Origin of the sequence: Rheinheimera mesophila (assembly GCF_000986865.1) — a bacterium.
In the GTDB taxonomy this organism is placed as follows: Bacteria; Pseudomonadota; Gammaproteobacteria; order Enterobacterales; family Alteromonadaceae; genus Pararheinheimera; species Pararheinheimera mesophila.
The window spans coordinates 71334-95117 of sequence record NZ_LAVS01000006.1; the positions used below are offsets into that span (position 1 = coordinate 71334).

Annotated in this window: 27 protein-coding genes; 10 read left to right on the top strand and 17 right to left on the bottom strand. The window is 48.1% G+C overall.

The genetic code is table 11. The annotated features are described in order from the left end of the window. Positions 1–68: 68 nt before the first annotated feature. From SD53_RS04185 to SD53_RS04195, 3 genes are all read left to right on the top strand, one after another. Entirely contained in the window at positions 69–491 is a 423-nt protein-coding gene (locus SD53_RS04185) for a cytidine deaminase (protein WP_046518969.1), read from the top strand. 14 nt (positions 492–505) lie between these two features. Continuing rightward, positions 506–1822, top strand: coding sequence for a thymidine phosphorylase (deoA, locus tag SD53_RS04190; RefSeq protein ID WP_046518970.1), 1317 nt, complete (start codon positions 506–508; stop codon positions 1820–1822). A gap of 113 nt (positions 1823–1935) precedes the next feature. Then, positions 1936–2817, top strand: coding sequence for a TIGR02285 family protein (locus tag SD53_RS04195; RefSeq protein ID WP_046518971.1), 882 nt, complete (start codon positions 1936–1938; stop codon positions 2815–2817). A gap of 7 nt (positions 2818–2824) precedes the next feature. Here SD53_RS04195 and SD53_RS04200 read toward each other — a convergent pair whose 3' ends face one another. The 3 genes from SD53_RS04200 to trxA all read right to left on the bottom strand — a co-directional run bounded on the left by SD53_RS04200 (position 2825) and on the right by trxA (position 5960). Next, positions 2825–4120 carry an NAD(P)/FAD-dependent oxidoreductase gene (locus SD53_RS04200; protein ID WP_046518972.1) on the bottom strand — a complete coding sequence of 432 codons (1296 nt, stop codon included), beginning with the start codon at positions 4118–4120 and terminating at the stop codon, positions 2825–2827. A gap of 50 nt (positions 4121–4170) precedes the next feature. Beyond that, the gene (gene rho / locus SD53_RS04205) at positions 4171–5439 is read right to left on the bottom strand and encodes a transcription termination factor Rho (protein WP_046518973.1); all 1269 of its coding nucleotides are present in this window, start codon (positions 5437–5439) and stop codon (positions 4171–4173) included. Between the two features lie 194 nt (positions 5440–5633). Continuing rightward, a complete protein-coding gene (gene trxA / locus SD53_RS04210) occupies positions 5634–5960 on the bottom strand; it encodes a thioredoxin TrxA (protein ID WP_046518974.1) in 327 nt (108 codons plus the stop codon). Between the two features lie 104 nt (positions 5961–6064). On the opposite strand from trxA, the gene rhlB reads away from it, so the two are divergent. Together rhlB and gppA are read left to right on the top strand one after the other, a co-directional pair. Then, positions 6065–7336, top strand: coding sequence for an ATP-dependent RNA helicase RhlB (rhlB, locus tag SD53_RS04215; RefSeq protein WP_046518975.1), 1272 nt, complete (start codon positions 6065–6067; stop codon positions 7334–7336). Next, positions 7302–8846 carry a guanosine-5'-triphosphate,3'-diphosphate diphosphatase gene (gene gppA, locus SD53_RS04220; protein ID WP_366246837.1) on the top strand — a complete coding sequence of 515 codons (1545 nt, stop codon included), beginning with the start codon at positions 7302–7304 and terminating at the stop codon, positions 8844–8846. Before rhlB ends, gppA begins: the two co-directional genes overlap by 35 nt. Positions 8847–8877: 31 nt before the next feature. Here the strand turns inward: gppA and hemB are convergent, their stop codons facing one another. From hemB to SD53_RS04280, 12 genes are all read right to left on the bottom strand, one after another. Continuing rightward, positions 8878–9882, bottom strand: a complete 1005-nt coding sequence (gene hemB, locus SD53_RS04225) for a porphobilinogen synthase (protein WP_046518977.1) — start codon at positions 9880–9882, stop codon at positions 8878–8880. Continuing rightward, positions 9869–10639 (bottom strand): GGDEF domain-containing protein, encoded by a 771-nt coding sequence (locus tag SD53_RS04230; protein WP_046518978.1) that lies wholly within the window; start codon positions 10637–10639, stop codon positions 9869–9871. The genes hemB and SD53_RS04230 overlap by 14 nt, the downstream gene beginning before the upstream one ends. Then, on the bottom strand, positions 10629–11432 hold the full coding sequence (locus SD53_RS04235) for a TatD family hydrolase (RefSeq protein WP_046518979.1): 804 nt from the start codon (positions 11430–11432) through the stop codon (positions 10629–10631). The genes SD53_RS04230 and SD53_RS04235 overlap by 11 nt, the downstream gene beginning before the upstream one ends. Next, the gene (locus SD53_RS04240; protein ID WP_125060980.1) at positions 11432–11914 is read right to left on the bottom strand and encodes a hypothetical protein; all 483 of its coding nucleotides are present in this window, start codon (positions 11912–11914) and stop codon (positions 11432–11434) included. Before SD53_RS04240 ends, SD53_RS04235 begins: the two co-directional genes overlap by 1 nt. A gap of 6 nt (positions 11915–11920) precedes the next feature. Next, positions 11921–12676: a twin-arginine translocase subunit TatC gene (tatC, locus tag SD53_RS04245; protein WP_046518981.1), complete on the bottom strand. Its 756-nt coding sequence runs from the start codon at positions 12674–12676 to the stop codon at positions 11921–11923. Continuing rightward, a complete protein-coding gene (tatB, locus tag SD53_RS04250) occupies positions 12654–13061 on the bottom strand; it encodes a Sec-independent protein translocase protein TatB (protein ID WP_046518982.1) in 408 nt (135 codons plus the stop codon). Before tatB ends, tatC begins: the two co-directional genes overlap by 23 nt. Next, positions 13062–13331 carry a twin-arginine translocase TatA/TatE family subunit gene (gene tatA / locus SD53_RS04255; RefSeq protein ID WP_046518983.1) on the bottom strand — a complete coding sequence of 90 codons (270 nt, stop codon included), beginning with the start codon at positions 13329–13331 and terminating at the stop codon, positions 13062–13064. Between the two features lie 50 nt (positions 13332–13381). After that, positions 13382–15001, bottom strand: coding sequence for a ubiquinone biosynthesis regulatory protein kinase UbiB (gene ubiB, locus SD53_RS04260; protein WP_046518984.1), 1620 nt, complete (start codon positions 14999–15001; stop codon positions 13382–13384). A 2-nt stretch (positions 15002–15003) separates the two neighbouring features. After that, entirely contained in the window at positions 15004–15609 is a 606-nt protein-coding gene (locus tag SD53_RS04265) for a ubiquinone biosynthesis accessory factor UbiJ (protein ID WP_046518985.1), read from the bottom strand. Further along, positions 15609–16364, bottom strand: coding sequence for a bifunctional demethylmenaquinone methyltransferase/2-methoxy-6-polyprenyl-1,4-benzoquinol methylase UbiE (gene ubiE, locus SD53_RS04270; RefSeq protein ID WP_046518986.1), 756 nt, complete (start codon positions 16362–16364; stop codon positions 15609–15611). Before ubiE ends, SD53_RS04265 begins: the two co-directional genes overlap by 1 nt. Before the next feature lie 108 nt (positions 16365–16472). Beyond that, entirely contained in the window at positions 16473–17552 is a 1080-nt protein-coding gene (locus tag SD53_RS04275; RefSeq protein ID WP_046518987.1) for a DNA alkylation repair protein, read from the bottom strand. Positions 17553–17555: 3 nt separating this feature from the next. Continuing rightward, on the bottom strand, positions 17556–18578 hold the full coding sequence (locus tag SD53_RS04280) for a GGDEF domain-containing protein (protein ID WP_046518988.1): 1023 nt from the start codon (positions 18576–18578) through the stop codon (positions 17556–17558). Between the two features lie 323 nt (positions 18579–18901). On the opposite strand from SD53_RS04280, the gene SD53_RS04285 reads away from it, so the two are divergent. Together SD53_RS04285 and SD53_RS04290 are read left to right on the top strand one after the other, a co-directional pair. Continuing rightward, positions 18902–20626 (top strand): DUF885 domain-containing protein, encoded by a 1725-nt coding sequence (locus SD53_RS04285; protein ID WP_046518989.1) that lies wholly within the window; start codon positions 18902–18904, stop codon positions 20624–20626. A 120-nt stretch (positions 20627–20746) separates the two neighbouring features. Next, entirely contained in the window at positions 20747–21247 is a 501-nt protein-coding gene (locus SD53_RS04290) for a hypothetical protein (RefSeq protein WP_046518990.1), read from the top strand. A gap of 20 nt (positions 21248–21267) precedes the next feature. Here SD53_RS04290 and SD53_RS04295 read toward each other — a convergent pair whose 3' ends face one another. Next, positions 21268–21498, bottom strand: a complete 231-nt coding sequence (locus SD53_RS04295) for a hypothetical protein (RefSeq protein ID WP_046518991.1) — start codon at positions 21496–21498, stop codon at positions 21268–21270. Beyond that, positions 21476–21973, bottom strand: coding sequence for an EVE domain-containing protein (locus SD53_RS04300; RefSeq protein ID WP_046518992.1), 498 nt, complete (start codon positions 21971–21973; stop codon positions 21476–21478). Before SD53_RS04300 ends, SD53_RS04295 begins: the two co-directional genes overlap by 23 nt. A gap of 159 nt (positions 21974–22132) precedes the next feature. On the opposite strand from SD53_RS04300, the gene SD53_RS04305 reads away from it, so the two are divergent. The 3 genes from SD53_RS04305 to tesB all read left to right on the top strand — a co-directional run bounded on the left by SD53_RS04305 (position 22133) and on the right by tesB (position 23765). Beyond that, on the top strand, positions 22133–22441 hold the full coding sequence (locus tag SD53_RS04305) for a hypothetical protein (protein WP_125060981.1): 309 nt from the start codon (positions 22133–22135) through the stop codon (positions 22439–22441). 123 nt (positions 22442–22564) lie between these two features. Then, the gene (locus tag SD53_RS04310; protein WP_046518994.1) at positions 22565–22831 is read left to right on the top strand and encodes a hypothetical protein; all 267 of its coding nucleotides are present in this window, start codon (positions 22565–22567) and stop codon (positions 22829–22831) included. A gap of 64 nt (positions 22832–22895) precedes the next feature. Next, the gene (gene tesB / locus SD53_RS04315) at positions 22896–23765 is read left to right on the top strand and encodes an acyl-CoA thioesterase II (protein ID WP_046518995.1); all 870 of its coding nucleotides are present in this window, start codon (positions 22896–22898) and stop codon (positions 23763–23765) included. Positions 23766–23784: the final 19 nt, after the last annotated feature.

Consider the following 23784-nt stretch of genomic DNA (forward strand, 5'->3'; position numbering starts at 1 on the left):
GTTGCTCTTGATTCTGAACGGCTTTAGGCGCATAACCTAAGGCCGTATGACCTGTAAGAAATCAGAGTATGACAATAAGCATTCAATGGGCAGAATTAGCCCGCGCTGCCAAGGCAGCATCCGAACAGGCCTATGCGCCTTACAGTAAGTTTCCGGTCGGTGTCGCAGTTCAGGCCAAAAGTGGCAAAATCTATACGGGCTGTAATGTCGAAAATGCCTCGTATGGCGGCACTATTTGTGCTGAGCGTAACGCCATTGCTGCTGCTGTGGTGGCCGGGGAGCGCCAGTTTGTTGGTTTGATGGTCTATACGCCACAAGATCAGCTCACCCCACCTTGCGGTATCTGTCGTCAGGTGATTGCCGAGTTTTTTACCCCAGACAGCCCGGTACGTAGCTGCAATCATTTAGAGCAACAACAGGAATGGACACTGGAGCAGTTGTTACCTAGTGCCTTCACGCCGTTGTTTCTGGCCAATAGCAAAAAATTCTGAGTCTGGAGTTCACTGTGTTATTACCTCAGGAAATTATTAAACAAAAACGTAATGGCGGCGCGTTAACCGAGGCCGCTATCCAGCAGTTTGTCCGTGGTTTAACGGACCAAAGTTTCAGTGAAGGCCAGACGGCTGCTCTGGCGATGGCTATTTACTTAAATGGTATGAGCACAGCAGAAACTGTGGCTTTAACCCGTGCCATGCAGTATTCAGGTGCTGTGATGGACTGGACTGAGATGCTCGATGGCCCTGTGGTGGATAAACACAGCACTGGTGGTGTAGGGGATAAAGTCAGCTTAATGCTGGCCCCTATGATTGCCGCTTGCGGTGCTTATGTGCCGATGATCGCAGGTCGGGGGTTAGGCCATACCGGCGGCACTATCGACAAGCTCGAAGCCATACCGGGTTATCAGTGCCAGCAGCCTTTGGATAAAATTCAGCAGTTAGTCAAACAGCAAGGTTGCGTTATTGTGTCGCAAAGTGGCGAGTTAGCGCCTGCTGACCGGCGTTTGTATTTAATCCGTGATGTCACTGCGACTGTTGAATCTATTCCTTTAATTACGGCCTCTATTTTGTCGAAAAAGCTGGCGGCTGGCCTGCAGGCGTTGACGATGGATGTAAAAATTGGCTCAGGCGCCATTATGAAAAATGTCGCGGATGCGTCTGCTTTAGCCAAAAGCATAGTCAATACGGCTAAGGGCGCGGGAGTACCGACTCAGGCTCTGCTGACCGATATGAACCAGACGCTGGGTGCGACCGCTGGTAACGCACTGGAAATATTGGAAACACTGGATTATCTGACTGGTAAGTACCGTGAACCCCGTTTGCATCAGGTGACCCTGGAGCTCGGTGCCAGCATGTTGCAATTAGGTGGCTTATTTAACGACAAAACCAGTGCTATAGCGGCGCTGGAGCAGAGTTTAACTTCAGGGAAAGCTGCGGAAATTTTCAGTAAAATGGTGGCAGCTCAGGGCGGGCCTGCGGATTTACTGGAGAAACCAGAGCTGTATCTGGCCAAAGCCAAAGTAGTGTTGGATATCAAAGCTCCGGTGGCGGGTTATCTGAATAAAGCCGATACCACTGCTATTGGGATGGCCGTGGTGCGGTTAGGTGGTGGTCGTGCGCATCCGGATCAACAGATCAATATGGCGGTGGGCTTCAGTGATGTAACCGCCTTGGGTGCCAAAGTCGCTGCAGGTGATTTACTGGCGCGGGTTCATGCCGACACGGTAGAGGCTGCAGAACACGCAAAAGCGGAGTATTTGGCCGCTTTGAGCATAGAAGCTACTGCTGTAACTATCGATCCTGTTATTCATTTAGTCATTGATTAACCTTGAAAAAGACGCAAGTAAAAGCTGCTGAGTCTGGCTTTTACTTGCGACGAATGACCTTGTTGCTCTGAAAGGCATTTGTTACTGTACTGGCTTCTAGGGATGGAGGCGGGATGAAAAGGTTAAGTTGTTGTATCACATTGATGTTATGGGCCTTTAGTGCGTCAGCTCAACCTGTGATGCAATGGTACACCAGCCATTGGCCGCCTTATCGTATTAGTGAAGGGGCTTATGCCGGGCAAGGCTCGTTTGACTTGCTGCTGGCACAGTTGATTGAAGCACTGCCGCAGTATCAGCATAAAATCCATCAAATTCACCTGGCCCGTATTGTGAAAGTGTCGGCCACCACCAGCGAAAATCATTGCACTTTTGGTTTACGTTATACACCGGAGCGCGATAAACGCAGTTACTTCTCACAGCCTGCGGCATTATTGCCGAATCTGGCGATCAATATGCTTGCACAGCATGACCGACTGAACAGACTGGAGCCAGAACAGGCCGTGCAGATGAACCGCCTGGTACAAGAGCCTGAGCTTGTTGGCCTGATCGAAAATGACAGAGCCTATCCGATAGTGATTGCGGCACAGATCAATAAAATCGGCAGTAATCTAGGTGGTAGTTCGATGACGACTATGAATCCGGCGCAGTTATTGGCGGCCAAGCGGGTGGATTATGTGGTGGATTATCCGAATCGTTTACGTTACTTCAGTATCGAAGCTAAACAAGAGATAGAACTAGAGTTCAGACCTATAGCTGAAATTCCTCATTTTTCATATACCTATGTCAGTTGTTCGAAAACAGAAACAGGTAAAAACTGGATCAAAGATATTGATCTGGCCTTAAGCCAATTAAAGCAAAAGTCTGAATATAAGCAGGCGATGTATCGTTGGTTCTCAGAGCAGGAACAACAGCTACTGGAACCTCATTACGGCGAATTTCAGCACACCCGGCTTTTTGTGCCAGAGCAAGCTGAAACTCGCTTTAGTGATCTGTGAGCTGGTGTTAATGCAGCTTTAAGCGCGGTCTGATGATTTTATTGATCTTCCCTATCACTGAAATCACCATAGTGCGGAACCAGCCATGTAAGGCGACCTGATGCATTCTATACAACGAGATATAGGCCAGACGGGCGATCCGCCCTTCAATCATCATAGCGCCACCCACCAGATTGCCCATCAGGCTACCGACAGTACCAAAACGACTCAAAGATATCAGTGAGCCATGATCTTTGTATTGGTAGGCCGATTGCGGTTTACCTGCCAAAGCCGCGGTCAGATTTTTTGCGACATGACTGGCCATTTGGTGCGCCGACTGAGCCCGTGGTGGCACCCATTTGTTATCCGGCAGCGGACAGCCTGCACAGTCACCAATCACATAAATCTGGCTGTCGATACTGCTTTGTAGGGTCGGCAACACCATCAGTTGGTTAATGCGGTTGGTTTCTAAACCATCTAAGTCTTTTAAGAAGTCCGGCGCTTTAATGCCTGCAGCCCAAACCATCAGCTCTGCCGGTAAATGCTCGTCCCCTAACTGCAGGCCATGCTCGTCTGCTGCTGTGACTTTGGTATTGACCCGCACATCTACGCCTAAATTTAACAGCTCTTTGTGGGCTGCAGCGGCTATGCGCTCTGGTAAGGCAGGCAAAATACGTGGGCCAGCTTCAATCACAGAGATTTTTAACCGGTCACGTTTCATGTCGTTAAAGCCGTATAAATTCAGCTCTGCGGCGGCGTGGTGCAGCTCAGCCGCTAGTTCAACCCCAGTTGCACCTGCACCTACAATAGCGATATTCAGGTTTTCTTTCGGGTGTAAAGGCGAGTTCAGCTTCAAATAGGCTTCCAGCAGACGACGATGGAACCTGTTGGCCTGTGATGGACTGTCGAGGAAAATACAATGCTCCTGCACTCCTGGCGTATTAAAGTGATTCGACACACTGCCAATCGCCAGTACCAGATAGTCATAAGGAATACGGCGTTCTTCCAGCACCACTTCACCACTTTCATCCAGTACCGGCGCTAAAGTGACCTGTCGTTCTGCTCGGTTCAGGCCGGTAAAAGTGCCCAGTTGAAAGTCAAAACCATGTGCTCTGGCGTGAGCGCGATAGGTGACCTGATCAATATCCACATCCAGAGTGCCGGTGGCGACTTCATGCAATAAAGGTTTCCAGATATGAGTCGGGTTTCTGTCAATCAGGGTAATAGCCGCTTTGCCTTTACGGCCAAATTTATTACCAAGGCGGGTTGCCAGTTCCAGTCCACCAGCGCCACCACCAATGACTACGATCTGCGGGGTTGTCATCTGCTTTTTCTCACATAAAAAAAACCGGCAACAAGGCCGGTTTTGGGGGGTTAACTATTTTTCTGCCGTTTCATGGCTTCGAAAAACTCGTCGTTGGTTTTGGTCATCGACAGTTTATCGATCAGGAATTCCATGCAATCCGTTTCGTCCATTGGATTAAGGATTTTACGCAGGATCCACATTTTTTGTAATTCTTCCGAGGAGGCCAGCAGTTCTTCACGGCGGGTGCCTGAGCGGTTGAAATCAATGGCCGGGAACACACGGCGTTCGGCAATTTTACGCGACAGGTGTAATTCCATATTACCTGTACCTTTAAATTCTTCGTAAATTACTTCGTCCATCTTCGAGCCTGTATCGACCAAGGCTGTAGCGATAATGGTTAAGCTGCCGCCTTCTTCGACGTTACGGGCCGCACCGAAGAAACGTTTTGGTTTATGCAGAGCGTTGGCATCGACACCACCTGTTAAAACCTTGCCTGAGCTTGGGATCACGGTGTTGTAAGCACGGGCTAAACGGGTGATAGAGTCGAGTAAAATAATCACGTCTTTTTTGTGCTCGACTAAACGTTTGGCTTTTTCAATCACCATTTCAGCCACCTGGACGTGACGGCTGGCTGGTTCGTCGAAAGTAGATGCGACCACTTCACCTTTCACCAGACGCTGCATCTCGGTGACTTCTTCCGGACGCTCATCGATCAGCAATACCATCAGCACACATTCAGGGTAGTTAGCGGCGATAGACTGGGCGATGTTTTGCAGCAGGATAGTTTTACCTGCTTTTGGTGGTGCCACTATCAAACCACGCTGACCACGGCCAATAGGGGAAGCCAGATCCAGTACGCGGGCTGTGATATCTTCTTTACTGCCGTTACCACGTTCCATCCGCAAGCGCGAATTGGCGTGCAGCGGTGTTAAGTTTTCAAACAGAATTTTGTTACGGGCTTGCTCAGGGCGGCCGAAGTTGACTTCGTTCACTTTTAGCAGCGCAAAATAACGCTCGCCTTCTTTTGGCGGGCGAATTAAGCCAGAAATGGTGTCACCAGTACGCAGATTGAAGCGTCTGATTTGACTTGGAGAGACGTAAATATCGTCCGGGCCAGCCAAATAAGAGCTGTCAGAAGAACGCAGGAAACCGAAGCCATCGGTCAGGATTTCAACAACGCCGTCACCAAAAATCTCTTCGCCGTTTTTGGCGTGCGATTTTAAGATAGCGAAGATAATGTCTTGCTTACGTAAGCGGGCCATGTTTTCCAGGCCCATAGACTCGGCTAAATCAACCAGCTCGTTAATCGGCTTCAGTTTTAGTTCGGTTAAATGCATATGATGGGTTCTTGTTGGTCAAACAGAATTAAATTGCTTGCCGCTGATTAAAAGGAAGTAGGCTTAGGTTTAGTCAACGGAAAAGCGTGGTTACAGGGATTTGTTGCTGCGTTACACATTAGCAGGATAATTTTCAGTCGTCCAGCCGAAAAAAACAAAAAGGCGTATAAAAAATACGCCTTTTTATCGGGGACTTAGATATTGCTGTCTAAAAACTCTTTTAACTGAGTTTTAGATAAAGCACCCACTTTAGTGGCTGCAACCTGACCGTTTTTGAATAACAGTAAAGTTGGGATACCACGAATACCAAATTTTGGTGGTGTGCCAGGGTTGTGGTCGATATTGACCTTCGCCACTGTCACTTTGCCGGCGTATTCTTGTGCGACTTCGTTGAGGATAGGTGCAATCATTTTGCACGGACCACACCACTCAGCCCAAAAATCGACCAGAACAGGGGCAGCAGCTTTTAACACGTCGGCTTCGAAGCTGTCGTCTGACACCTGCAGAATATGTTCACTCATTGTATTCTCCGTTATTGCTGGGCAGTAGTGTAACTGCAAAAAAGTATTGTCAATTTTATCCGGACTGTTTCTTATTGCAAGCGTAACGGTTATGCTTAGCGTGTATGAATAAAACACACTTAACTCAGCATAAATTTGCCGATTTCGCATTGGCTCCACAGGTTCTTGCCGCTTTAGCTGCGCAAGGTTTTGACCATTGTACCCCAATCCAGGCTCAATGTTTGCCTCTTGCGTTAGCTGGCAAAGATATTGCGGGCCAGGCTCAAACAGGTACGGGAAAAACTCTCGCCTTTCTGACGGCAACTTTCCATCATTTGTTAACCCATGAGCCTAAGGCCAAGGGGCAACCTCGTGCCATCATTATGGCTCCTACGCGCGAACTGGCCGTTCAGATCCATCATGACGCTCAGGCTCTGGCCAAAACATCCGGCTTAAAGCTTGCTTTGATTTATGGGGGCGAGGGCTATGATTCTCAACGCCAATTGTTGGAGCAGGGCGCAGATATTTTAATTGGCACCACAGGCCGCTTAATTGATTACCTGAAACAAGGCCTGTACGACCTGTCACAAATCCAGGTGGTGGTGCTGGATGAAGCCGATCGTATGTTCGATTTAGGTTTTATCAAAGACATCCGTTTTATGTTCCGTCGCATGCCACCTGTGACTGAGCGTTTGAGTTTATTGTTCTCTGCCACTTTGTCTTACAAAGTGCAGGAACTGGCCTTTGAGCAGATGAACCAGCCCGTGCATATCCATGTGGCGCCTGAACAAATGACCGGCTCTCGTATTTCTGAAGAATTATTTTATCCGTCAGACGAACACAAAATGAAGTTGTTACTGACGCTGATGGAAGAAGAATGGCCGGATAAAGCCATTGTTTTTGCCAACACCAAACACTGCTGTGAAGATATTTACGCCTGGCTCGAAGCCGATGGTCACCGTGTTGGTTTGCTCACAGGCGATGTGATCCAGAAAAAACGTTTACGTATTCTGGAGGATTTCACCAGCGGTAAACTGGATATTCTGGTGGCGACAGACGTTGCTGCCCGCGGTTTGCATATTCCTATGGTTAGTCATGTCTTTAACTACGACTTACCGGATGATTGTGAAGACTATGTACACCGTATTGGTCGTACTGGTCGCGCTGGTGAAAGTGGTAAAGCCATCAGTTTTGCCTGTGAGCGTTATGCGTTAAATTTGACGGCTATTGAAGATTATATCCGTCATGCTATCCCTGTCACTCAATACGACCCTACAGCGTTACTGGAAGATTTAACTGTGCCTAAACCAAGGGTCAGACGTCGTCCGGGACAAGCTCGCAGTGGTGGAAGACCCAATCCGAATGGGCCAAGAAACCCACGTAGCCGTCCGCGCTAAGTCGATGGACAGCGCAGGAAAACCGACACAGCATAATGATATTTATGCTGTGATCGATCTCGGCTCTAATAGCTTTCACATGTTGATGGTGAAAGTAGTGGGCGGCAGTGTTCAGGTGATAGGCCGGGTCAAACGTAAAGTACGTTTGGCCGCAGGTTTAAACGACAGTTTAGTGCTTAGTAAACAAGCCATGACCCGGGGCTGGGAATGCCTGGCTTTGTTTGCTGAACGTCTGCAAGATATTCCTTCTGCAAATATTCGTATTGTGGGTACCGCTACACTGCGATTAGCCCGTAACGTCAAAACTTTTTTGGCTGAAGCCGAAGCTATTTTGGGTCAGCCTATTCAGGTGATTTCCGGCGAAGAAGAGGCCCGCATTATTTATTTGGGGGTGGCTCATACCTCCAATTGTGATTCCAATCGTCTGGTAATCGACATAGGCGGTGCTTCGACCGAAATCATAGTAGGGCAAGGCTTTCAGCCGATGTTATTGTCTAGTCTGAATATGGGCTGCGTCACTTTTCTTGAGCGTTATTTTGAAAATAACGAGTTAAGCGAAGCCAACTTCAATGCCGCTATAGCCGCCGCAGAACAGGAAATCCGTACTGTCAGTGATCAGTACCTGCAGCAGGGTTGGCAAAATGCGGTCGGCGCGTCTGGTACAGTGCAGGCGATGCAGGAAATTTTAGTAGGTCAGGGCAAAGATGAAGTCATTACCTTGCCACGACTGGAGGCTATTATGCAGCAGGCTTTGGCCTGTGGTCATATGGATCAGCTGAATCTGCCGGGCTTAGCTCAGGAGCGTAAGCAGGTCTTCCCTTCTGGCTTAGCGATTTTAATAGCGCTGTTTCGGGTGCTGAATATTAGCGGTATGACCTTATCCGGTGGGGCTTTGCGAGAGGGCGTGCTTTACAGCATGTTACCGCAGTTACAGCATCAGGATGTCAGAGCCCGTACTATGCAAAGCATGATGGTGCGGTATTACATCGACCAGCAACATGCAGAGCGGGTGGCGGATATGGCGGCTACTTTGGCTTCCCAACTGCATCAGCAGTGGAATTTAGCCAGTTTTGAAGGTTTAGCCATGTTGCGCTCAGGTGCTTTATTGCATGAGCTTGGCCTGCTGATCGAATACAAAAACCATCACCACCATGGTGCTTATATTATCAGCCATGCCGAACTGCCAGGCTTTACCCGGGCGCAGCAGCAGTTGCTGATGGCGCTGGTGTATAACCACAGAGCCGATATTCATAAAGAAATTTTATCGAAACAAACCATGACCTCAGTGCTGTTGGCCGTGCGGTTAACCCGCTTATTGCGGCTGTCGGTGATTTTATCAATGCGGCGTCGCTACGAGGTATTACCTGAAGTACAGATCACAGCGCAAGCTGAAGCTCTGACGTTAACCTTGCCCGAAGGCTGGCTCGATCATCATCCGTTGATGCGGGCTGAACTGGAACAGGAAGTGGAGTATCAGCAGCAGGCCGGTTGGCAACTGAGCATCGAATAAAGGGCCAGAGCTTTGCTCTGACCCTGGTGTTTTATCTTTGTAGCCAGATCGCGGCTTTTTTCGCAAAGTAGGTCAGGATGCCATCGGCTCCGGCGCGTTTAAAGGCCAGCAAAGACTCCATGACTATAGCTTCTTCCGCCAGCCAACCGTTTTGGATGGCCGCCATATGCATGGCGTATTCACCGCTGACCTGATAAGCAAAAGTAGGTACTCCGAATTCGTCTTTCACCCGGCGAACTATATCCAGATAAGGCATGCCTGGTTTAACCATTACCATGTCCGCGCCTTCCTCCAAATCCAAAGCTACTTCACGTAAAGCCTCGTTGCTGTTGGCTGGGTCCATCTGATAGGACTTTTTATTGCCGCCTTTTAGATTACCTGCTGAGCCAACTGCATCACGGAAAGGCCCGTAATAAGCAGAAGCATACTTAGCTGAATACGCCATAATTTTGGTATTTACATAACCTTCTGCTTCTAAAGCAGAACGGATAGCACCGATACGGCCATCCATCATATCGGATGGGGCAACAACGTCAGCGCCTGCTGCTGCATGAGACAACGCCTGTTTGACCAGTATTTCTGTAGTGATGTCATTGAGCACATAGCCGGATTCATCAATAATGCCGTCCTGACCGTGGGTGGTGAAAGGGTCTAACGCCACGTCCATAATTAAGCCAAGTTCAGGCAGATGCTGTTTCAGCATACGGGCCGCCCGTTGCGCCAAGGCATCCGGGTTGTAAGCTTCTTCGGCCATCAGCGATTTTTTATCTGCCGGAGTGACAGGAAAGAGCGCAATAGCCGGAATACCTAAAGCCACCAGCTCTTTCGCTTCTTCCAGCAATAAATCCAGCGACAGACGTTCAATGCCGGGCATCGAAGGGATCGCCTGGCGCTGATTTTCGCCTTCAACAATAAACATCGGATAAATCAAATCATCGACAGTAACGCGGTTTTCTGCCATTAAACGGCGGCTGAAATCGGACTGGCGCATACGGCGTAAACGGCTGGCTGGAAAATATTCATTAAACTGACTCATCTGGAGTCTCCTGTACTGTGATCTCTGGCTGAGACAAGGCTGATGAGACTACCCTGTTTCTGCCTTGATGTTTAGCCTGATAAAGTGCGGTATCTGCGGCCTGAATAAAATCTGTGCTGACACTGTGAATTTCAGCGACGGCCGCGTAGCAACCTATGCTACTACTAACAAACAGCTCCAGTTCTTGATGCCTTATCGGCTCAGAAGCCAGGCGCAAACGTAGCTGTTCGGCCAATACCAGAGCACCCTCAATCTCGGTGTTGGGTAAGATGATCGCAAACTCTTCACCGCCATAACGGCACAAGTGATCTGTGCTGCGTTTCAGCTCTTGTTGCAGCCGATGTGCAACCTGTTTAATCACCAGATCGCCGACTAAATGGCCATGTTTGTCGTTGATGGCTTTAAAGTGATCGATGTCGATCATCAATAAACCCAAAGTGCTGCGTTCACGACGGCTACGCTTTATTTCCGCGTTGAGCTTCTGATCGAAAAAAGCTCGGTTGCGCACCCCGGTTAAAGCATCCAGAGTATTTTGTTGCTCCAGTAGCTTATTTTTCTCGGCCAATTCGGTCAGTGTGATTTGTAATTCGAGAGTACGTTGCTGAATGCTGTCTTCCAGTTGGTCTGCGACCGTGATCTGCCATTTTTTCTGCTGCAGATAAAACAAAAGCCAGGCCAGCAATGCCGTCAGTACTGAGCCAGCCAATGCAGCGGCCAGCACAAGCGGCCATTGCTGTAACAAGGTATCAATCAGCATGGCTGCAGTCCTGTGGCAAGTTAAATACTTCGCAGCTATTTTGCCAGCAGATTTGCTGGATTTGTTCTGGTTGATGACCAGTGATCTGCGCTATGTACCTGACGATTTCAGGCAGGTACATAGGTTCGTTGCGTCTATTTTTTGGCTTTGCCAGTAAAGTCCGGGGTAACAGATAAGGTGCATCAGTTTCTATCAGCAGCCGGTCCAAAGGCAGGTACTGCACAGCGTCAAGCAACTGCTGATGACGCCGCTCGTCGCATAACCAGCCGGTGATACCTATATGCAATCCCAGATCGAGATAACTGCGCATTTGTTGTTGGTCGCCGGTAAAACAATGCGCTACCCCATGGCCAATATGATGCTGCTTTAGCAACGCCAGTTGTGTGTCGAATGCGTCTCTCTCATGCAAATACACCGCTTTGTTTAGCTGTTTTGCCAGTTGTAATTGCTGTTCGAATACGTCGATTTGCTGTGCCCTGGGGGAGAAATCTCTGTTGAAATCCAGCCCGCACTCACCAATAGCGACGACTTTGTGGTGTCGGCTGAGCTGGACTAACTGCGCAATCCAGTTGTCAGCCACGTCGGCCGCCGCGTGAGGATGCACACCAGCGGTACAATACAATCCACTCTGAGCATGGCTGTAATTTGAATTTTGTTCAGTTTCCGCCAGATCGCTGCTGATCAGCAATAAACGCTGCACATTTTCTGCTTTGGCCCGCTGAATGACCTCGGCGCGGTCAGCATAAAATTGCGAACTGAATAAATTCACACCAATGTCAAAAAGTGCAGGCACTATTTATCCCGACGGACTCTGGTTTTTCTGCCGCTGCCTTCTTCGCTCAGAAAAAATGAATTTAAAGATCCGCGTTCCAGGATGTAGGTTTTCCCTACTTTGGCGTTAAAGCTCTCTTTCGTCACCTGACGCCAGACCTGTGCATTTTCAAAGCTGAATATCTGTAAACCGAAGGGAGTTTTACTGATATTTTTCAGTACCATAGGTACAGTTGATTGCAATTTATCTTTAACTGCAGCTTTGTGCTCAAGACCAAAATCATCTTCAGTCAACACAGCCTGACCTTGCGCTGTCTCTGCAGGACCTGTTGTTTCTGTGTCTGAGCCTGTCGTTGGAGAGGGAAGCTGAATTTGATCAAAACAGGCCAGACGTTGTGTCTTATCAGGCAACTTTTTACAGGCTATCAAGGCTGATTCCAGTGAACTTGCCATACCAGAGCAAGGCAAGACCACTAAGCATAGTGGTAAAAGGTATTTCATCATCAGGCATTAAACTCCGTTGTCTGCTTCGTTATCGTCATCAGATCTGCTGACATAAAATCTGCTCAGCCAGATACCGAGCTCGTACAATAAACACATAGGCACGGCCAGCAGGGTTTGTGACAAGACATCTGGCGGTGTGAGCAGCATGCCGATGATAAAAGCAAATACAATAAAGTAAGGGCGTTTTTCTATCAGTTGCTGTCTGGTTACTGCGCCTGTCCATACCAATAACAATACAGCGACCGGAATTTCAAAAGATAAACCAAAAGCGAAAAAAAGTTTTAAAACAAAATCGAGGTAGCTGCTGATATCTGTGGCTATGGTCACCCCTTCCGGCGCGACGCTGGTGAAAAAACCAAACACTAGAGGGAAAACCACGAAGTATGCAAAGGCGATACCGCAGTAAAACAGCAGGGTGCTGGAGATGATCAGCGGCGCCACCAGATGTTTTTCTTTTTGATAAAGAGCAGGGGCAACAAATAACCAGATTTGCCACAGCATATAAGGCACTGTCAGGCATAAAGCGACAATAAAAGTCAGCTTAAAAGGAGCAAAAAAGGGGGCGGCCACATCCGTGGCTATCATGGAGGCTCCCGTTGGCAACACAGCCATCAAAGGTGAAGCCATCAGGTGATAAATGTCAGCAGCAAAATAAGCCAGAGAAATAAACACCAAAAGCACCGCCAGAACTGTATTTAACAGCCTGCGACGCAATTCAATCAGGTGCCCCAACAGGCTGTTAGGATTTGTGGTTTTTGTCATCTGTTACTACTGGATTTGTTGAAACGGAAGAAAGGGGGGTGACCACTTCGGACTGTGGTGTCGCTGGTGCTGCCTGCTGCGCTTGTGTCGTAGTGTTTGTTGGCGGATAAGGATTGGTCACATCAGCCGCCGCCTGTCGCAGCTCAGCTATCGCCTGCATTTCTTCGGTCGTCAGGTTTAACAAGCCTTTCTCTTCGGCTTGTTTTAACTTATCGTGCAGTTCCTGTACCCGTAACTCATCATTCAACTCAGCCTGCATTTGCTGGCCAAATTGTTTTACATTTCGAATAAAGCCGCTGACACTGCGGATTGCACCCGGTAAGCGCTCCGGGCCCAACACCAGCAGTGCAACCACAGCGATAACCACTAATTCCCAAAAGCTCATTTAGCGCTGTTCAGGAGTTTTAGGTTGTTCAGTGCTGGCTGGCGCCGTGTCTTTAACCTCAGCCTTTAACTGTGGCTGTGGTTGCTGAGGCTGTACTGTCTGCGCTGGCTGTTCTGCAGAGTCTTCCGGGTCTTTGACTGAGTTACGGAACCCCTTGATGGCCGAACCTAAATCTGCGCCTATACCACGCAAACGCTTGGTACCGAACAGCAGGACAATAATCACCAGGATGATCAATAACTGCCAAATACTAATGCCACCAAAACCCATGTTATTCTCCTTTACTATTCAAACATAGAACGGGCCTGATAGCCCCACGGTTAACTTTTAACACAAAAAACCAGAGCAATCAGCGCCAGCACCGCCGCAGTTATAGACCAGCCAGATGTCAGTAATAAGACAGCCGCTAATAAACTGCAACCTGCCAGCACTGCGTTGGCCAGTTTTTTCGTCTGGTGCTGCTGTTGTGCCTGGACTTGCTGCAGTTGAGCGATGAACTGAGCCTGCTGTTTCGGGCCCTGTTGCAAGTAGTGATGCAGCAACCCCGGCATTTCTGGCATTTTTTCTGCCCAGAAAGGTAAATTGGCTTTCAATTCACGCCATAAAGCGGCTGGCCCCATCTGCTGTTGGACCCAGTTTTCCAGAAATGGTTTGGCGGTTTGCCATAAATCCAGTTGTGGATACAACTGACGTCCTAAACCCTCAATATACAGCAGGGTTTTTTGTAACAATACCAGTTGCGGCTGAACCTGCATATTAAAACGACGGGCGGTATTAAACAGGTTAAACAGCACCTGCCCAAAAGAGATATCCTGTAATGGTTTCTGGAAAATAGGCTCGCAGACAGTGCGGATGGCACTTTCAAATTCTTCCACGCTGGTATCTGCCGGTACCCAACCCGAATCCACATGCAATTGGGCTACTTTTAAGTAGTCGCGATTAAAAAAGGCCACAAAGTTTTCCGCCAGATAGCGTTTATCTTCTTTATTTAAGGTGCCCACTATGCCGCAGTCTATGCCGATGTATTTTGGGTTGTCCGGCGTTTCAAAGGAGACAAAAATATTACCAGGATGCATATCGGCGTGGAAAAAGCTGTCACGAAACACCTGGGTGAAAAACACTTCTACGCCACGTTTGGCCAGCAGTTCCAGATTGGTGCCCTGAGCGCGCAATGCGGGCAGGTCCGAAACCGCGATACCATAAATCCGTTCCATTACCATCACGCCTGACCTGCTATGATCGGCGTAAACATAAGGAATATACAGGGAGTCGGAACCTTCAAAGTTACGTCTTAATTGAATGGCATTAGCGGCTTCACGTTGTAAATCCAGCTCATCCAGAATGGTTTTTCGGTATTCAGCTACCACTTCTTTTGGACGTAATCTTTTGCCATCGGGCAGATAACGGGCGACTAAATCAGCCAAGGCCTCCATCAGCTCTAAATCCGCCAGAATTTGTGGTCTGATATCGGGCCGAATCACTTTGATCACAACATCAGCCAGACGACCATCTGCTTGTTTGAGCTGAGCTGTGTGCACCTGGGCGATCGACGCAGAAGCCAGCGGTGTTTCATCAAACTGTTCAAACAAGTCGGTGATCTGAGTTAAACCTAATTGCTGAATAATCAACTGTCTGGCCTGATCGCCCGGAAAAGCCTCGACTTTGTCCTGCAGTTTGGCAAGCTCGTCGACCCACTGCGCAGGGAATAGATCACGGCGGGTCGATAACATCTGACCAAACTTGACCCAAACCGGTCCGAGTTGCTGTAAGGCTAAACGTAAACGCTCGCCTTCGGTTTTATCCGGGTATTGATTTCTTAACCAAAAAGCGGCGCTGCGGGCAGTGCGGAAATACCAGGGCTGCCAGGCAATGGGGACCAGTTGATCCAGTCCGTACTGCAACAGAGTCTTTAAGATGTGATAAAAACGACGCAGACCCAAAATTACTCCTGCCTGAAGGCGTTGTGACGACTTAATCGATCGACGCGGGCTTGTAACTGACTAACATCGCGACTGAACTGATTGATTTCAGCCTGAGTCGGACTCAAAGCCAGTTCATCCTGGGCCAGTTCCACTGTCGCCTGTGTCAGTTGTTGTAACTGCGTTTGGATATAAAGATGTAACTGCTTAATGCCGACCGCTACTTTGTGCGCCAGAGCGTCCCCTAACCAGTGCGATAGCTGCTGCTCCCAGTCCGGATCCAGTTGTTGGAGCAGGGAACTGAATTGCTGGGCGACCTGCAGGTCACCTTCAATTTGTAACTTGTCTTGTTTAATCAGACGGGTTAACTGACTGGGGTCATTCAGTTTTTGCAAAGTAGCCAGATCGGTGGCTATCACACAATCGACTTTTTCGTTGTGCTGATTCAGTAACAAGGTCTCTGCTGTAGCCGACAAAACAAAACGCCAGGGTAGCTCCTGTAACTGTAAAGCCAGTTGTTTGCCTTGTACTTTTTGTAATAAGACCGGGGAGGCGGGGTCCATCGCCACTACTTTGTGCAGCACCTTTTCCAGCGTAGCGCAGATTAGTTGTGGCACTAAACTCAACATCAGAATTTATAACCTTTATGCAGAGCCACTATACCGCCGGTCAGGTTGTGGTAGCTGACATGTTCAAAACCTGCGGTTTCCATCATCTGTTTTAAGGTGTCCTGGTCCGGATGCATCCGGATAGACTCTGCCAGATACTGATAACTTTCTTTATCGTTAGCGACCAGACCACCAATAGCAGGCAGTAGTTTGAAGGAATACAGGTCATAGACTTTACTCAGCCACTCGTATTCAGGTTTGGAGAACTCCAGCACCAGTAAACGACCACCAGGTTTCAATACCCTATACATAGAACGTAACGCCGCATCCTTGTCGGTGACATTCCGCAGACCAAAACCTATGCTGATGATATCAAAGCTGTTGTCGGCAAAAGGCAAGGCTTCGGCATTGGCTTGCACATAGTCGATATTATTGACCAGACCTAAGTCGCGCAGCTTATCGCGGCCAACGTTGAGCATAGACTCGTTAATGTCGGCCAAAATGACTTTCCCGGTCGGGCCTACTCTTTTAGAAAACAGCGCCGTGATATCACCAGTGCCACCGGCTAAGTCCAGTACCTGATGCCCTGGCCGCACACCGCTACAGTCTATGGTAAACCTTTTCCACAGCCGGTGAATGCCCATCGACATCACGTCGTTCATCAGATCGTATTTGGCCGCAACAGAATGGAATACATTGGCCACAAGCGAGACTTTTTCCGCTTGCTTAACGGTTTTGAAGCCAAAATGAGTGCTATCAGGTTGCTGGTCAGTCATAAAAAAGCCTTGGGCTGTTCGTTGTGAACTAAAGTGGCGCTAGTGTAAAAGATTCGGCGGCTTCCGCCAACTTATCCTGCAGTTTTATGCTGCTCTGACTGTTTCAGATCAATTGACCACAAGGTCAAAAAAGCTCTCGGCGTGACAATGGCCGTTCAGCATAATTTGCAGATGGTGTTGGCCCGGATAATGTTTACGGGTGGTTAAGTCGACAAAAGCGTGACGGCGTTCAAACCGCAGCGTCTGACCTGTCCAGGCTTTGTTGCTTAACTGAAATACCTTGTAATTTAACTGACCGGATTTTTTCCGGTAACCAATTTTGTACTCCAGCCTCAGTTTGGCGTCCAGTGGCGATGGACCTGTCAGCTCGATGGCAAAATGCAACGGCTGTTCTGCTGAAACTGTGGCATTGACCAGTGTTAGCTGGAGCTGCAAAGGTAACTGTTGCAGGCCAAACAGGCTCAGAGCGCGGGGATGTCCTTGTTTGAGCAGTCCCCTTAATGCATGTTTGATGATCCAGTCGGTGATTTGATGCTGCCCACACCAACGCTGTGCCAGATCGAGCACCAGCTCGGGATTATCTTTGCTGATATCATTTAAATGGTTCGCCACACTGCGCTGCACATAAGGTTGTTGATCTGTTTTCAGTTGTTCCAGAATAGGCACTAAAGGGCTTGGGTCTTTTTTGAAGTTTTTCAGTGCCATGCCCCAAGGCAAACGGGGCCGGGCACCTTCACTGGCCAAGCGGCGTAAATGCAGATTGTCAGAGCCAGCCCAGGCTTTCATTTGATTCAAGGTAAGTTCAGGGTAACGCAGAAAAAAGGGCCGGATAGCAAACTCACCAGTCGAAAAACAGGTGAAATGAGCCAAAGCCTGAAACGATGTAGCAGGGGCATTCAGTCCATAGACTTCAACATAGTCGGCAAACACAAAACCCTGCAAACCGGAAAAATGGCTGCTGATCGGAATTAATATGGCGATAGCGTCTGCGTAATCTAAATGCAGACTTTGGTGCAGGGCCTGACTGATGCAGCGAACTCTGGCCTTGAGTTCCAATTGATCCCAGTCAGAGCCTTGGGTGTGCTGCAAAAATGTTTCGGTGTCAAAAGCAGGACAATGGTGCTGGCACAGAGCGGAAAGTTGCTGCAAAAATGCCTTGTTAAAAACCTCTTTCAGCAAGCTGGCCATAGCTTAATTGGCCAGCATCAGCTCTGTTGCAACCTGATTACGGCCACGCACTTTGGCCTCCTGCAGCACTTTGCTGCTGCGTGATAAAAATTGGTGCCAGTTTTCCGCCGTGTTGTAGATGCTGACCCCTAAGGAGATGGTGATTTTCGGTAAAGTTTTTTTGCTTTTTGCTGAGACAAACCGTAATTTTTCTACGCCTTTGCGCACTTGCTCAGCGATTTCGCCAGCAGTACGTAAATCCACATCAGGTAATAGAATCAGGAATTCTTCCCCACCAGAGCGCACAGGTAAGCCACTTTCCTGCACATAACTGGCGATCTTGCGGGCGACTTTACTTAAAATCACATCACCGACACCAAAACCATAGTCCTGATTAAATTGGGAAAAATGATCTAAATTCACAGCTATGGCTGCAATACGCCGGCCCGGATTTTCAGTTAACCATAAATCCAGATGTTCCTGCATTGCTAATCTGTTGTACAAGCCGGTGAGCGGATCCAACTGCCGTTCTTTTTTCAGATGATCTAGCTCAGAGCGCAGCGCATGACACTGCTCATTAGAAAAGTCGAGTTGATCTTTAAGTTTTTGCTGACTGGCTTTGATGGCATAAGTCGCGCTAATCACTTTATTGACACTGTCACGGCTGCGGTTGGCATTGTGTGGATCTAAACCCAACAAGGCCTGATCCAGCACATCGATGTAATGTTGCACGGCTTCGCTGGCGATATCTGTGGTGCCCGACAATTTTGCCAACATGGTTGTGACCTGACGGGTCAGCTCTTCTTGCCGCTGGTGCTGCGGGCTTAACCATTGGCTATAAAGTTCAGCCATAACAAAGTCATCAAAGTTACTTTGTACCGCAAGTTTTTGTTCGATGGCCTGACATAATCCATCATTTTGACCATTGATATACTCATAGATCACTGTGTAATTGACCGGATGGGCTGCCAAACGATGCCGCTGCAAAAAAGCGGCGGTCAGCGCTGCCTTTTCACTTGCCTGCTCGATTGAGTCCTGATATTTCATGCCAAACACAACTCCACTAAATACTACTGCTAATTTAGTCTTAAAAACCTAATGTTACGCGAAACTTACACAGAGGCAAGCAACCTGATGTTGTTAAGCTGACATATCTATTAGAAAAAGTCTGCATCCCTAGCTTTATTAATGACTTATTTTTTAAGTTTTTTTTCTGATCGGGCAAAAAAGCGCAGATAGTCGGTTAAAAAACGACATTTTTAGCTGTTTTGTACGGATTATTGCGGTCAGCATCCAAAAAGCGAAGCCCGGTGCGCTGGCCCTCAGTACTGAACAGAGTAGAATCAGGAAAAACACCAGGGAGAAAAAGAATGCGTCCGAACATCATGTTTTTCTGCATTGCCTTATTCGTCACAGGCTGCAGCAGTCCAGCAAATAAACCAGCAGATTTTGATCAGTTTGCCAATCAGCTATGGCAGGCTGAAAAAGATTTACACAATCGTAGTAAAACCAGTTTACCCGACATGTCTGCGGCCACGCTGGCGGCTCAGGCGAAACAACGCCAGCAGTGGCTGGACAAACTAGAGCAAGTGGATTTGTCTGCCTTAACTGAACAGCAGAAAATCAACCATGCCATATTAAGCTACAGCCTCAAAGACGCCATCTCCGAGTATCACTATGGGGCGCATATGATGCCCCTGACCGCAGAGTCGGGTTTTCACAGTGATTTAGCTTTTATGGTGTCAGGTACTGAATTTAAACAGGTCCAGGATTATCGGGATTATCTGAAAAAGTTAACGACTATCCCAGTCTATATGCAGCAGCAGACGGATTGGATGAAACAGGGCTTAGCCAGCGGTATGACCCAGCCAAAAGCGGTATTAACTGGCTTTGATAAAGGAATTCTGGCCTTTATTACCCCAACGCCAGAACAAAATATATTTTATCAGCCGTTTAGCAAACAACCTGATTTTGTCGATGACACCGAATGGGCCAAGTTACAACAACAGGCCAGGCAAATAGTGCAGCAGCAGATCCATCCGGCATATCAGGCGTTTTATCAGTTTATGCAGCAACAGTATTTGCCCGGGGCGCGTGACAGTGTGGGGGCCAGCGAATGGCCTGCAGGCCGTGAGTACTATCAGAACAGACTGGAACATTACACTACCTTAAAACTTACGCCTGAACAGGTGCACCAGACTGGGCTGAAAGAGGTCGCCCGTATTCGTGCTGAAATGCAGGACATCATCAAGGCTGTTGGTTTTCAGGGCAGTTTTGCGGAATTTATCCAATTCTTGCGTTCAGACCCGCAGTTTTATGCCAAAAGCTCCATCGAGCTATTAAAAGAAGCCTCTTTTATTGCGAAAAAAGTAGATGCAGAGTTACCCAAGTATTTCAAAACTTTGCCGAGAACCCCTTATGGTGTAGCGCCTGTTCCAGCTGAAATTGCGCCTAAATACACTTCAGGTCGTTATGCGGGCACCAACAGAGACGACAGGGCAGGATTTTATTGGGTCAATACTTATGCGTTGGACCGTCGGCCTTTGTATGAATTAGAAGCCTTAACCTTGCATGAGGCTGTACCAGGCCATCATTTACAAATCTCATTGGCCCGGGAGCAGGCTTCGTTACCTGAATACCGGCGTAATTTTTATACTTCTGCCTTTGGCGAAGGTTGGGGGCTGTATTCTGAGTATTTGGGGATCGAAATGGGATTTTATCAGGACCCCTACAGTGATTTTGGTCGTCTGACCTACGAGATGTGGCGTGCGGCGCGGTTAGTGGTGGATACCGGCATCCATACCATGGGCTGGAGCCGTCAACAGGCTATTGACTTTCTGGCCAGTAACACCGCCTTGTCTATGCACAACGTGACGACAGAAATTGACCGTTACATCAGTTGGCCGGCTCAGGCTTTATCTTATAAGTTAGGTGAACTGACGATTAAACGATTGCGTAAAGAAGCTCAGAGCCAGTTAGGTTCTCAATTTGATTTGCGAGAGTTTCACGAGGTAGTGCTTGGCAATGGCAGCGTGCCTTTATCCATTCTGGAGCAGCAAGTCAGCCGCTATATTCAGCAGAAAAAACGCTCCTGAGGCTGACGGAGGCGGGGGCGAGGATTTGTTCGGATTCTGTCATAGGATTCTGCCCCCGGCTCTGGTAAAGTGCCGCAGTTTTTTCAGTGATGTCGGAGCAGAAAAAGGAGTGCTGTGTCGATGTGGATCTTGTTAGTACTGCTGGCGGTTGCACCTATAGTGTTTTTGGCCTTGAAGCTGGATCAGCTGGGCAAAATGCAAAACCGGTTGAAAGTGCAATTGCATTTTGCTGAGCAGCAGTCTGTGCAATTAGAGCATCTGGCTTTTTGGTTAGCTGAGGAGCAGAGCCAGCAACTGCTGGCCAGGGTGCATCAGGCCGGACGTACACAAGCAAAAGCTCCGGTCTGGTATCTGCACACCGAGCTGTTGTGTAAAGCTATTCCTGTGTTGTGTAAAGAGCAGGCGAATCACCATATGCTGCCGCGTCAGGCTGTTGCTAAGTTTCTAAAACAACAAAACCAGTTAAGTTTTAATGAGATGGAAAACTTTATCCGTCACCATTCTGCCCTGACGGAACTCTGGCAGACGAATACGCTGACGTCTTATCTGAAATTATGCCAGCGCGCGGTTGAAATGTTACAGGAGTACCAGCCCGTAACTGCTGAACGTTTAGCGGGCTAAAGGCTAATAGGGAAGCTGGGTTAATCGCGCAAAGACACCTTTGGAGCCGTATTAATCTGGCCATCTTCGTCAATGCTGGCCATTTTATGGCCCGCCTTGAGTACGGCGACCCGCTGTTGTTCCTGTTGTCTGACAAAAGATAACTCGTAACCAAAGCGTTGCAATTCAGAGACGGAAAACTTTTGCGCCATGTTCAGCATGTCCCAAAAGTAGCTCAGATCTCTGGGCTCACGTCGTCTTTCCTGTTTCATCGTCGCGTCCCCTGTCCTGACTCATTGTGATGATATGTTGCCATTCGGCTGAACTGACCGGCATCACAGATAATCTGTTGCCTTTTTTTACCAATGGTAATTGCTCTAGCTTAGTTGACTGTTTGAGTTTGTCGAGCGACAAAAGCTGGGGGAATTTCTCTACAAATTGCAGGTCTACAGCCACCCATGGCGCCTTAGAACCCGTTGATTTTGCATCAAAATAAGGGCTTGAGGCGTTAAACTGACTGGGATCCGGGTAGCTGCTTTGTACCACTCGCGCCACGCCCGCTATACCAATAGCGTTGCAACTTGAATGATAAATAAACACCAGGTCGCCCAGCTTGACCTGATCCCGCAGAAAGTTACGTGCCTGATAGTTCCGCACGCCTTCCCAGACGATGGCTGTCCCGGGGGAGTTGGCAAAATCATCGATACTGCATTCGTCAGGTTCTGTTTTAAAAAGCCAGTAGTTCATCGCAGGTCCGCTGTTCAGATCAGGTAACCGACTGTAGCACAGAGAAAAATCAACGCAGTACCGGACGGAAGAAAAAAATTGCTGTATAAATTTTGACCTTTACTTTTACCGCATTGTTGCTTAGGCTGAATTTGTTACTAATTTTATTACAGGAGTTCAATGATGAAAATAAAGCATGGATTAGTGGTGGTTTCTGCTCTGTTGATCACAACGGGCTGTGCACAATCTTATACTCAGGAGCAAACCAATCAACGTGCTGCCTCAGCTTATGCTTCGGTCAATAAAGCACTGAAGTCCGACGAAGAACTTGCAAAGAAAGAGATCGTCGTTTGTTTTCGTGAAAAACCTCTCGGAACTCTGATTGCGCAAACTGTATGCCGTACACCTGAGCTGATGGCGTTGGAACGTGAACAAACCAGAGATCGCATGACCAGGACTGAAATGCGCTCGTATACAGATAATAGGTAAATATTACAACTTTTTACAAAAATGTTGATAGGCGGTTGCTTTTTGTGCTGTTTCCGTCTTGTTGCCTCTTGGCTTTATAGTTACTATCAAAACTTCTTTGATATTGACTATAAGGATATAACTGTGTTGAAACCTCTGTTCATTTCTGTGTTTACCGTCACTTTGTTATCTGCCTGTGCCAGTACCCCTACTGCAACAGCTGAAAAAGCCAAAACTGAACAAGCCATTGCTGCTGCGGAGAAATCCGGTATGGTTTGCACGCGTGAGAAGAAGTTAGGTTCCAACAAACCTATCCGTACCTGTCGCACCAAAGAGCAAATTGCTCTGGAACGTGAAACGGCCCAACGCGAAATGGGCCAACGTGAATTGCGTTCACCCCGCTCATTTTAAGGTTGGTTTTTTCCGCTCCAGTGTACGAGAATACCAATCTGTCTGTTGATAAAGGAATAGGGTGATGAGCCAGGTTCTGCATGATTTATTGGTATTATTGAAACTGGAAACGATCGAACAAGGTTTATACAGAGGTCAGAGTCAGGACCTCGGTTTTAAGGCTGTGTTCGGTGGTCAGGTAATGGGGCAGGCTTTATCGGCCTCGAAAGAGACAGTGGAAGCGGATCGCAAGGTGCATTCGTTTCACTCTTATTTCCTGCGTCCCGGTGATGCAACTAAGCCTATCGTTTACGAAGTAGAAAATATTCGTGATGGCAAGAGCTTTAGTACACGTCGGGTCAGCGCTATTCAGTTTGGTAAACCTATTTTTTATATGACGGCTTCCTTTCAGGCGGAAGAGCAAGGTTTTGAGCACCAGGAATTGATGCCAAAAGTGCCGGGACCTGAAGAGCTGGTGTCCGATTTAGAGTTTTACCGCGAGCATGCCCACCTGATCCCTGAATCTTTGCGCAGTAAATTTATCTGTGAAAAACCAATAGAAATGCGCCCTGTGGCCTTTCACAATCCATTTAACCCACAAATCAGTCAGGCCAAACGTTATGTCTGGTTTAAGGCCAATGGGTTAATGCCGGATGATTTGCGGGTACATAAGTATTTGCTGGCTTATGCATCAGATTTTAATTTCCTGCCGACCGCATTACAGCCGCATGGTAAGTCTTTTATGGCGCCTAACATGCAGGTTGCCACTATCGATCATGCCATGTGGTTCCATCATGATTTCCGCTTTGACGACTGGTTACTGTATGCCGTAGACAGCCCGAGCGCGTCCGGTGCCCGCGGTCTGGTGCGTGGTCAATTCTTTAACCGGGATGGTGTGTTAGTGGCCTCGACTATGCAGGAAGGCGTGATTCGTAGTTACGACAAGGCGCGCTGAGGCTCTGGCGAGACAAAAA